Raw genomic sequence first — 11830 nt, forward strand, 5'->3', positions numbered from 1 at the left:
ATGATTCAGCTATATTTTGGGAAAATAGAAAGTATAATATCTTCAATATGCATTATTGCATTTATTATATATGTAGGTTGGATTTTTACTCATAGAGATATATATAATAAGTGGGGAAAAGCATCACTAATATTGTTGATATTTGGAACTTTCATGTCTGCAATGGCTGGTACTCGTGATGGGATAGGTTTAGCTGGGGGCTTTTCCCCTAATGGGATATTGTTTATAAGTTTATGTGTACTTGGTGGACTTGCTTTTTTATTGGGTTTCATAAGTTTGATATGCAAATTTATGGGAAGAACTGCTTTTTTCAAGGTGAGTTTCTATGCTTTGTCATTAATTATAATAATTAAAATTGTGATAGTTGAATCTAACAGAATAGCTGAGTTTTTAGCCAAGTAAATAAAGAGCCTAAATTATAGTTAGAAACACATTAAACGCTTATTTTTAATTCTTTTTCTTTAAATAACATTTTACTCTCTATTTTTTTATATCTTCTGTATATAAGCTTTTTTCACGGCAATATCTTGATAATTGAGCTTTAGACATTGTGTATGTTTCCATGATCTTTATGAATTTTTCTCTTGAAGATAAGTTACTTTTTTTATTATATAGGAAACAGTTTGCGGCAATGCCGAATATGAGCGTTTGAGAATTTTAGATTTACAAAAGATTAGAATTCCTTAATGGAATTTCACGTTTCCATCTCTTATTGCAAGTCGATTAGGAGAAAGTTCATATTTTTATTTGATATTAAGTAAATTATCTATTAGTGTTTGGAGCTCTTTAGTTTTATCTTTATCCATTGGTTCTACACCTTTTAACTTATAGGGAATAGATAGAGCTTCATATTTACTTACTCCTAGAACGTGATAGGCAAGGAGCTCTACTTTATCAACATGCGGAACCTCTTCACTAATAATTTTAGCGAGTTTAGTTATATGTTCCACAGAATCTGTAATTCCGGGTACAACAACGTGTCTTACCCAAACTCTAGTTTCTGATTTTCTTAATGATTGTAAAAATATATTAACGTCGTTTGAATCTTTACCCGTTAAAGCAATATAACCCTTTCTAGTTGTATGTTTTATATCTAAAAGTACTAAATCTGTATACTTTAATATCTCAGAATAGTCACCATCACCAAAACCAGCTGTGTCTATGGCAGTATGGATACCATTTTGTTTACATAATTTTAAACACTCAAGTAGAAAGTGTGGTTGAAGTAGTGGGTCGCCGCCAGAGAAAGTAACTCCACCGGAAGATCTATTAAAATATGGTTTGAATCTAATGATTTTCTGAACAATTTCTTCCGCAGTCATTTCCATGCCACCACTTAGCTTCCACGTATCGGGGTTGTGGCAATAGGCACATCTTAGTTTGCAACCTTGAAAAAAAACTACTACCCTTATTCCAGGACCATCAACCAGGCCCATGCTCTCTATAGAATGAATTTTACCTTTTACCATATATACTCCTCCTTCAGATTTGCTACAAGAAATTTCAATGTCAAAACTAGATTATGTTCATTTCATATTAAAACAAAAACAATATTTTTGCTTTAATATAAAATGAAACCCACAATTAGTTTTATATAACTTGAGAAGTGCTTATAATAAGCGCCTCTCAAGTTATATATAAAATTATTTAGATTTTATCATGGAAAGTTCTGCTAATAACTTCAAGTTGTTGTTCTTTTGATAATCTATTGAAATGAACGGCATATCCTGATACTCTTATTGTGAGTGTTGGATATTTGTCTGGATTCTCCATAGCATCAACTAAAACTTCTCTATTTAGTACATTTACATTTAAATGGTGTGCGCTTTGTGCAAAATAACCATCTAAAAGGAAAACTAGATTATTTATTCTTGTAGATTCATCTATTCCAAGTGCAGCTGGTACTATTGAAAAAGTATTTGAAACTCCGTCTTGGCAATAATTTCTATAAGGAATCTTAGCAACTGAATTTAATGATGCTAATGCTCCATTTTCATCGTTACATTGTGTTGGGTTTGCTCCTGGAGCAAGTGCTATTCCACGTTTTCTTCCATCAGGGGTTGAACCTGTCTTCTTACCATAAACTACATTAGATGTAATGGTAAGTGCTGATAAAGTATGTTCCGCTCCCTTATATGCAGGGTGTGTTTTAAGATTATCGCTGAATTCTTTGATAAGATTAACAGCTAAATCATCAACTCTATCATCATCATTTCCGTATTTAGGGAAGTCTCCAACTATTTTAAAATCAGTTGTTATACCATTTTCATCTCTAATTGGGGATACCTTAGCATATTTTATAGCACTTAATGAGTCGGCAGCTACTGAAAGTCCTGCTACTCCAAATGCCATGAAGTATTTAAGATCACTATCATGAAGAGAAAGTTGACCAGCTTCATAAGCATATTTATCATGCATATAATGTATGGTGTTCATTGTATCTACATACATTTGCGCAACATATTTTAAAACTTTTGAATACATTTTTCTAACTGTTTTGTAGTCAAGAATTTCATCAGTTGTCTTTTCAATTCCAGGTACTACAAGTTTGCCTTTTAATTCGTCGACTCCACCATTAAGTGATAGTAATAGTGATTTTGCAAGGTTAGCTCTTGCTCCAAAGAACTGCATTCTCTTACCGATTTCCATAGCAGATACGCAACAAGCTATACCATAATCCTCGCCATATATTGGTCTCATTATATCATCATTTTCATATTGCAAAGCATCAGTTTCGATAGACATTTTAGCACAATATTTTTTGAAAGTTTCTGGTAATTTTTCTGACCAAAGTACAGTCATGTTAGGTTCTGGTGCTGATCCTAGGTTTGTTAATGTATGAAGGAATCTAAAGGAATTCTTTGTTACCATTGGTTTACCATTAAGAGCAACACCACCAATTGATTCTGTTACCCAATTTGGATCTCCACCAAATAAATCATTATATTCAGGAGTTCTAAGATGTCTTGCCATTCTAAGTTTAATTACGAACTGATCAATAATCTCTTGAGCTTCATCTTCAGTTATTAAGCCTTGCGCTAAATCTCTTTCAAAATAAATATCTAGGAACGTAGTAGTTCGTCCAAGAGACATTGCAGCACCATTGTTTTCTTTTATTCCTGCAAGGTATCCTAAATAAACTGCTTGTACCGCTTCTTGTGCAGTGGTAGCTGGTTTTGAAATATCAACTCCATATTTTGATGCCATGCTTTTTATTTGACCAAGTGCTCTTATTTGCATACTTATTTCTTCTCTATGTCTTATTAAATCATCTGTAGTGTGTCCTGTTAATTCTTTTAAATCTTTTTTCTTCTGATCAACTAAAAAATCTATTCCATAAAGGGCTATTCTTCTATAATCGCCTATTATTCTACCTCTACCATATGCATCAGGAAGACCGGTTAATAATCCTACAGTTCTTGCAACTTTTGTTGCATCTGTGTATGCATCAAAAACTCCTTCATTATGAGTCTTCCTATATTTAGGGAAAAATTCTTTTATATCTTTATTTAAAGTATAACCATAAGATTCAAGTGATTGTTCTACCATTCTAAAGCCACCAAATGGATTTACTATTCTTTTGAGTGGTGCATCTGTTTGTAATCCAACAATTACTTCATTTTCTTTATCTATATATCCAGGTGCAAAATTATCTATGCCTGAAACTTCATTAGTTTCAACATCTATAATACCTTTTTTTATTTCTTCTATAATAAGCGAATTAACTTTATCCCAAACTTTATTAGTTTTATCAGTTGTTCCTACTAAAAAACTATCATCACCTTCATATAAGGTATAATTTTTTTGAATAAAGTCTTTTACATTAATTTCATCTTTCCACTGGTCGCCTTTAAAGCCTGTCCATTGTTTAAACATTTGTTTTCCTCCTTATAATACATTAATGCTCTATAAGGCATTAATGGTATGATACTTTTTAAAGTGATTGGTTTTACGTAAAATTACGACAAATTCATAAAATAATCAATATATAAAAGTAGTAATTTAAATTGATTATGTCGATATATATATTGTAATATCAAAAATGAAACAGTTCAAGTGTTTTATAAAAGTTGGAAAATTGAAAATATTCATCTGGCTATGTGAACGTTGAAATCTAACGCTTTATACGTGTTAAATATTTAAAAAAAAAAAACAACAGAATATTTTTAAAATGAAACAACGCCATACTAGATTGGGTTTTTTTAGAAAAATATACTTAATTATTTGAAATTTTAACAAATTATATCAATGTGGATTATTAATTTAAGTCTATGTTTCAGCTTTGCAGAAGATGATTTAATACAGACTATTTGGAGAATATGTATAGCTAAAGGGGTAGATGATATGGGATAAACAAAGAGACATATATGTCATCTTTAAAAAACCATATTATTTTCATTTACAATGATGTATAATTAATAATACTGCATCAATTATAATGGAGGTAAATTATATGAAGAAGCCTAGCATGTTTAGTAAGGATTATGAGAAAGAAGTGAAAAAACGAAGAAAAACAATATTATTATTGATTATTGTACCTATAATAGGGTTGAGCATATTTTTAGCTACAGATTTTGATTTTTTATTAAGTAAACCAGAAATCAATACAAAGGATAAGAAAAGTAAGGCAGCGGAATCACAAAAAAAATCAGAAGAAGCTGTTAAACAACAGGCAGATTCTGAAAAGTCGAAAGCTGCAGAGGCTTCAGCAAAAGAAGAGGCTGATTTAAAAGCGGAAGCGGTTGAAAAAAATGAGATCTTTACTGCTTCATTTTCGGATGGGCAGAAAATTAGCGTTGAATATAATGTAAAATCAGGCGAAAAAAATATAAAAGGTGTATCAAACACTAAAGATATATCATATGACATAAGTCCAAGTAAAAAAGCAATAGTAGTGCAGAGTACGAAAAACCAGGATATGCTATACATTGATGTGAATAAAATCACTAAAGATATCACAAAAAAAGAATATAAATCTAGTAAAGGTGAAGTTTTTCCTAAAGTAAATAAGCTTAAAGAGAAACCAACATATATTTGGTCAATTACACCTAAGTTCATTGATGAAGATAATATTGCATACGTTAGTGAATTACCTTGGATGAAGGAAAAGCAAGTTCAATATATATGGAAGGTGAATTTAAAAAACAATGAGCATACGCAGGTAATGTCATCATCTGGTAAACAAATTACTTTTAAAAACATAACGGCAAAGGGGCTTGAAACAATTGTAGATAGTCAGGTAGTGTATGTAGATTCATTAGGTGAAGTAACGCAGTAGAGAAAAGAGGTTAAGCATGGATATAGGATTATCTTCGGCATGTTTTTATCCTAATTTGAGTACGGAAAGCAGTATAAAAAAGATGAAAGAGTTAGGGTTTAATCATGGTGAAATATTTTTTAATACACCGGGTGAGTACGAGGAAGATTTTTTAAAGATGTTACTTGAAAAAAAAGAAACCTATGAATTCAACGTAAATTCGGTTCATGCATTTTCAAGTTCATTTGAGCCGTATATTTTTGATAAATATGACAGAAGACGCCTGGACATGTTAAAACATTTTAAAAAAGTTTGTAGGGCAGCAAAGATATTAGGTGCAAGCTGTTATACATTTCATGGTATGCGCAGTGCAGATTTTAATGAGCTTGATACTAAATTTGTTATAGATACATATAATGAACTTTCCTATATTGCAATGGAAATGGGTATTAAATTGGCACAGGAAAATGTATCTTGGTGTATGTCGGGGAATCTAAAGTTTTTAACATTTTTGTCTGCTAAGTGTAAGTACCCAATATATTTTACTTTAGATTTTAAACAAGCGTATAAAGCCAATGTTTCTATAGAAAAGTACATTGAGGTTATGGGTGAAAATATAGTGAACCTTCATATTAATGATAGAGATGAAAATTCCCCTTGTCTTTTACCTGGAAAAGGTAATTTGGATTATGAATATATATATAACAAACTTAAGAGCGTTAAGTATAGTGGAAAAGGAACTATAGAAGTTTATAGTAGCAATTATTTAAGTTGCGAGGAACTGACACAAGCAAAGGATTTTGTTATTGAAAAATTTAACAAAAGTTCAGAAGGAAAGTCTCTCACTTCTATAATAGGCAGTTCTATACTATAACAAGGAGAAAAGCTTGGCAAAATTAACTTGTAAATTATAAGCAATTTGGTTATAATTATAGCATTAGACTATTTGAGCAAATATGCTTAAGAATATTTGTAAATACATGAAAAGTTATGTTATAATATTTAAAGTAATAAGCATTTGTGGCGATTAGGAGGAGTAATATAATGAACATTAAAATGGAAAAATTAGAAAAAAATATTATTAAATTAGAAATAACGGTGGAAGCAACAAGATTTAATGAATCTTTGAAAAAATCTTGTGCAAAAAACTCAAAGACTATTAATATACCTGGGTTTAGAAAAGGTAAAGCTCCAATGAATATAATAAAGAAAATGTATGGTGAAGGTGTTTTCTTTGAAGATGCTATAAACTTCTGCTGTGATGATACATATCCAGAAGCTTTAAAAGAGTATGATATAAAGCCATTGGATTATCCTCAAATTGATATTGTTGAAATAGGGGAAGGAAAAGATTTTGTATACACTGCATCAATTGCAGTAGCACCCGAAGTTCAAATTGGAGAATACAAAGGATTAGAAGTTAAGAAAACTGAATATAAGGTAACAGATGATGAAATTGAAAATCAGTTAAAAGGCATGCAAGAAAAAAATGCTAGAGTTGAAGAGAAGCTTGATGGCGCTGTTGCAATGGGCAACATAGCAATTATAGACTTCGAAGGATTTGTTGAAGATGTAGCTTTCGAAGGCGGACAAGGAACAGATTTTGAACTTGAAATTGGTTCAGGATCATTTATTGATACCTTTGAAGAACAATTAATAGGCTTAAAAGCTGGAGAAACTAAAGAAGTTAAAGTTAATTTTCCAGAAGCATATGGAAGAGAAGACTTAAATGGAAAACTTGCAACTTTTAATGTAACTATTAAAAGCATGAAAGAAAAAGAATTACCAGCTATTGATGATGAATTTGCTAAAGAAGTGTCAGAATTCGATACTTTAGAAGAATTAAGAAATAACATTAAAAAATCACTTGAGGTATCAAGTGCAGATAGAGAAAAGAAAGAATTTGAAGAAGCTGTAATAGATGCAGTTTGTTCTAACGTTGCAATGGATATTCCAGAAATTATGGTGAAAAGAGAAACTGATATAATGCTCAAAGATTTAGAAATGAAATTAAAACAACAAGGGTTAGATCTTGAATCGTACTATCAGTACACTAACAACACTGAAGAAAAGGTTAGGGAGTTCATGAAAGAAGCAGCTGAAAAGAGAGTTAAAACTGATTTAGTAATAACAGAGATAGCGAAAATAGAAAAATTTGAAGCTAGTGATGAAGAACTGTTAGAAAAAGCTAAACAAGTTGCGGCGCAATATGGAGACAAAGAAATAGATAAAACAGCAGACTTAATTATGAAAGCGCAAAAACAATATCTACAAATTGATGTTGTAAATGAAAAAGTAATAGATATGTTAGTTGATAGTGCAAAAGTTACTGCATAATTTATACTAGAATTAATTGCCAGATATTTCTCTGGCAATTAATTTTAAATACAGGATAAAATTAATTGATTAAAAAATAATTACTTGGGATAGAATTAAGGAATAGATTACCTAGTTAAACAGTACTATTATTAGAGTAAAGGAGTGAATTATATGAGTTTAGTGCCAATGGTTGTTGAACAAACTAATAGGGGCGAAAGATCCTATGATATTTATTCGAGATTATTAAATGATAGAATAATTTTCCTAGGAGAAGAGGTAAATGATGTCACTGCTAGTTTAGTTGTTGCTCAGTTATTGTATTTAGAGTCGGAAGACCCTGATAAAGACATTTATTTATATATAAATAGTCCAGGTGGATCAATTACAGCAGGGATGGCTATTTATGACACAATGCAATATATAAAACCACAAGTTTCAACTATTTGTATTGGTATGGCAGCATCCATGGGATCGTTCTTATTAAATGCTGGTGAAAAGGGAAAAAGATTTGCATTACCTAATAGCGAAATACTTATACATCAGCCTTTAGGTGGGTTCCAAGGTCAGGCAACTGATATTGATATTCACGCAAAAAGAATTATGAAAACTAAAGATACACTAAATAAAATCTATAGTGAAAGAACTGGACAATCAATTGAAAAAATTCAACATGATGTTGAAAGAGATTACTTCATGAGTGCACAAGAAGCTATGGAGTATGGATTAATAGATGAAGTTATATCTAAAAAGAAATAACATTAAACGAAATAAGGTTAGTTGAGGTGAAAATATGACAAAGTTTGATGAAAAAAAACAACTTAAATGTTCTTTTTGTGGTAAAACCCAAGAACAAGTTAGAAGATTAATTGCAGGACCAGGAGTGTATATTTGTGATGAGTGTATAGAATTATGTTCTGAAATAATTGTAGATGAATTCCAGGGGGATGTTGAACTAGACCTAGGGTCATTACCAAAACCTGCAGAAATAAAAAAATATATAGATGAGTACGTAGTTGGGCAAAATACCGCTAAAAAATCTTTGGCTGTAGCAGTATACAATCATTACAAAAGAATAAATTCAAATGTTAATGAAGGTGATGTTGAACTTCAAAAAAGTAATATATTATTACTTGGACCTACAGGAAGTGGTAAGACTTTACTAGCTCAAACATTAGCAAAATATTTAAATGTACCTTTTGCAATAGCCGATGCAACTACACTTACTGAAGCAGGATATGTAGGAGAAGATGTAGAAAACATCTTACTTAAATTAATACAAAATGCTGATTATGATGTAGAAAAAGCAGAAAAAGGTATTATCTATATAGATGAAATAGATAAGGTAGCTAGAAAATCTGAAAATCCTTCTATAACTAGGGATGTATCTGGAGAAGGCGTTCAACAGGCGTTACTTAAAATATTAGAAGGCACTACAGCATCAGTTCCACCACAAGGTGGAAGAAAGCATCCTCATCAAGAGTTTATTCAGATAAATACATCAAATATTTTATTTATCTGTGGAGGAGCATTTGATGGACTTGATAAAATTATAGAAAAAAGAACTAGAACTACATCTGTTGGTTTCGGAGCTGAAATAAGATCAAAAGAAGAAGCAAATGTAGGAGAAATGTTGAAATTTATAATGCCAGGAGATTTATTGAAATTTGGATTAATTCCAGAGTTTGTAGGAAGGCTTCCGATAGTAGTTACTCTTGAAGCTTTAGATGAAGAAGCATTAGTTAAAATTCTTAGTGAACCTAAAAATGCGCTCATTAAACAATATAAGAAATTGTTTGAGATGGATAACGTAGAATTAGAGTTTGAAGAAGAAGCGTTAAAAGCTATAGCTAAAGAAGCTATCAAAAGAAAAACTGGAGCTCGTGGACTTAGATCTATTATAGAAGATACAATGAAGGAAATTATGTTTGATATTCCATCTAATGAACAAGTATCTAAAGTAATAGTTAATGAGGATACTATTAGAACTAGAAACCCACAATTAGTCTTAGCTGAAAGTGGAAAAAGAGAAAAATTAAAGATTGCACAGAAAATTAAAACTAAAAAAGGCCCAGAAACAGCATAGTAAACTAAGACTAAATCATCACCTACGCAGGTGTAATATTAATGTAGAAAAAAGACGGATTATATATCTGTCTTTTTTTTATTTTGAGGAAATTATAAAATTTAAAAATTTGGATAATATATGGAATAAGAAGAATATATTATTCATTTCTTGACCATAATATAAATGATGCAATATTTACTAAAATATGCAAATTTAATATGAGAAAGGAGGATTAGTTTAATATATTAAATATTAAACTTTAAATAATATGACAATGAAACTTCTTATGGCAATACAACTTTTTTTTACAATAGTTATTGGATTATATTTTTTTAATGCATTAAAAAGTCAGCAAAGTAGTAAGGTGGTTGTTAATAAAGGAAACAAAAAAGAAATGGAAAATTTAAGAAAAATGAAAAGCATAAGCCTTACAGAACCACTTACTGAAAAAAGCAGACCGACAAGATTCGAGGAGGTTATAGGACAAGAAAAAGGAATTAAGGCACTGCAAGCAGCGATATGCGGACCTAATCCTCAACATGTCATAATTTATGGGCCACCTGGAGTAGGAAAAACAGCGGCTGCTAGATTAGTACTTGAAGACGCTAAAAAAAGAGAACGATCTCCATTTAATGAATGTTCTAAGTTTGTAGAAATAGATGGAACAACTGTTAGATTTGATGAAAGGGGGATTGCAGATCCGCTTATTGGATCCGTTCACGATCCCATTTACCAAGGAGCCGGACCACTCGGAGCGGCTGGAGTACCTCAACCAAAGCCTGGAGCGGTTACAAAAGCACATGGCGGAATTCTATTTGTTGATGAAATTGGAGAGCTACATCCTATAGAAATGAATAAACTCCTTAAAGTATTAGAAGATAGAAAAGTATTTTTAGATAGTGCTTATTATAATGGAGAAGATCCTAACATGCCGCTTTATATAAAAGAAGTATTTGATGAAGGGCTTCCAGCTGATTTTAGACTTATAGGTGCAACTACACGTAATCCAGAAGAAATAATGCCTGCAATAAGGTCAAGGTGCATAGAGATATTTTTTAGGGCATTACTACCAGAAGAATTACAAACAATTGCTGAAAATTCAATAAATAAAATAGGTCTTAAAATATGTGAAAAAGCATTAAAGCTTGTTGGTAAATACTCTAGCAATGGACGTGATACTGTTAATTTAATTCAGTTAGCTAGTGGTATGGCTATTAACGATGATAGAGATGAAGTAAGTGTTGAGGATGTTGAGTGGGTTATAGAAAATGGTCAGTACTCCCCAAGGTTCGAAAATATGATATCCGATAAACCACAAATTGGATATGTAAACGGGCTTGCGGTTTACGGATCTAATATAGGAGCGGTAATGGAAATTGAAGCTAGTGCAAAAAAAATAAAGCTTAGAAAAGGTGTTCTTAAAATTACAGGAATTATTGAAGAAGAAGAAATAAGTAGTAGCAATAAAAAATTGAAAAGAAAAAGTACTGCGAGATCATCAGTAGAAAATGTGGTTACGGTACTCGAAAAATATTTTGATATAGATTGTGATGATTATGATATTCATGTAAACTTTCCAGGTGGATCCCCTGTAGATGGCCCATCAGCCGGGGTTAGCATAACAACTGCAATATATAGTGCAATAAAAGGTGTGCCAGTTGATAATATGGTTGCAATGACAGGAGAGATATCAATTCATGGTAATGTAAAGCCGATAGGCGGTGTCAATGCTAAAATTGCTGCTGCAAAAAAAGCAGGTGCCACAAGAGTTATTATTCCGAGGGATAATTGGCAAGATAGTTTTAAAAGTATCGAAAATATTAAGATTATACCAGTGAGTAATATTAGTGAGGTAATTCGTGAGGCGTTACTTCAGGAGAATCCTAAAAATATTTCAATTGCATTTGAGAAAGATGTGGATGTTATAGCAGCTGAATCATTAAAAGGATAAATCATATTTTAAAAAAAAAGGTGATCACTATTTAATTATAGTAGATTACCTTTTTTATTTTAAACTTTGTAGTATTGAAAAATAATTGTATTATAGGTATACTATAGTAGTCGAAATATAAAAGCATAAAAATATAATGAGCAAGTATTTATAGTTTGTGATATCTATTCTTTGTAAAGTAGAAGTTTGATTTTACATTAATAGAGAAAAATTAATATAATATAGAAAAGAGGGAGAA

At 31.1% G+C, this 11830-nt stretch carries 9 protein-coding genes; 7 read left to right on the forward strand and 2 right to left on the reverse strand.

The genetic code is table 11. The features are described 5' to 3' along the window. Entirely contained in the window at positions 1-402 is a 402-nt protein-coding gene (locus ACWJKP_RS04610) for a hypothetical protein (protein ID WP_165412015.1), read from the forward strand. 341 nt (positions 403-743) lie between these two features. On the opposite strand, the gene pflA is transcribed toward ACWJKP_RS04610, so the two are convergent. Together pflA and pflB are read right to left on the reverse strand one after the other, a co-directional pair. After that, a complete protein-coding gene (gene pflA / locus ACWJKP_RS04615) occupies positions 744-1469 on the reverse strand; it encodes a pyruvate formate-lyase-activating protein (RefSeq protein ID WP_165412014.1) in 726 nt (241 codons plus the stop codon). Between the two features lie 178 nt (positions 1470-1647). Beyond that, positions 1648-3876, reverse strand: a complete 2229-nt coding sequence (pflB, locus tag ACWJKP_RS04620; protein WP_165412013.1) for a formate C-acetyltransferase — start codon at positions 3874-3876, stop codon at positions 1648-1650. A gap of 577 nt (positions 3877-4453) precedes the next feature. Here pflB and ACWJKP_RS04625 point away from each other — a divergent pair. The 6 genes from ACWJKP_RS04625 (at position 4454) to lonB (ending at position 11592) form a co-directional block, all read left to right on the forward strand. Next, positions 4454-5278: a hypothetical protein gene (locus ACWJKP_RS04625; protein ID WP_165412012.1), complete on the forward strand. Its 825-nt coding sequence runs from the start codon at positions 4454-4456 to the stop codon at positions 5276-5278. 16 nt (positions 5279-5294) lie between these two features. Next, positions 5295-6131 (forward strand): sugar phosphate isomerase/epimerase family protein, encoded by an 837-nt coding sequence (locus tag ACWJKP_RS04630; RefSeq protein ID WP_165412011.1) that lies wholly within the window; start codon positions 5295-5297, stop codon positions 6129-6131. 170 nt (positions 6132-6301) lie between these two features. Continuing rightward, positions 6302-7594, forward strand: a complete 1293-nt coding sequence (tig, locus tag ACWJKP_RS04635) for a trigger factor (protein WP_165412010.1) — start codon at positions 6302-6304, stop codon at positions 7592-7594. 153 nt (positions 7595-7747) lie between these two features. Further along, the gene (gene clpP, locus ACWJKP_RS04640; protein WP_165412009.1) at positions 7748-8332 is read left to right on the forward strand and encodes an ATP-dependent Clp endopeptidase proteolytic subunit ClpP; all 585 of its coding nucleotides are present in this window, start codon (positions 7748-7750) and stop codon (positions 8330-8332) included. A gap of 34 nt (positions 8333-8366) precedes the next feature. After that, entirely contained in the window at positions 8367-9659 is a 1293-nt protein-coding gene (gene clpX / locus ACWJKP_RS04645) for an ATP-dependent Clp protease ATP-binding subunit ClpX (RefSeq protein WP_165412008.1), read from the forward strand. A gap of 250 nt (positions 9660-9909) precedes the next feature. Continuing rightward, complete coding sequence (gene lonB, locus ACWJKP_RS04650) at positions 9910-11592, forward strand: ATP-dependent protease LonB (RefSeq protein ID WP_165412007.1); 1683 nt, start codon at positions 9910-9912, stop codon at positions 11590-11592. Positions 11593-11830 lie beyond the last annotated feature (238 nt).

It is taken from the genome of Clostridium sp. CM037 (genome assembly GCF_055081095.1).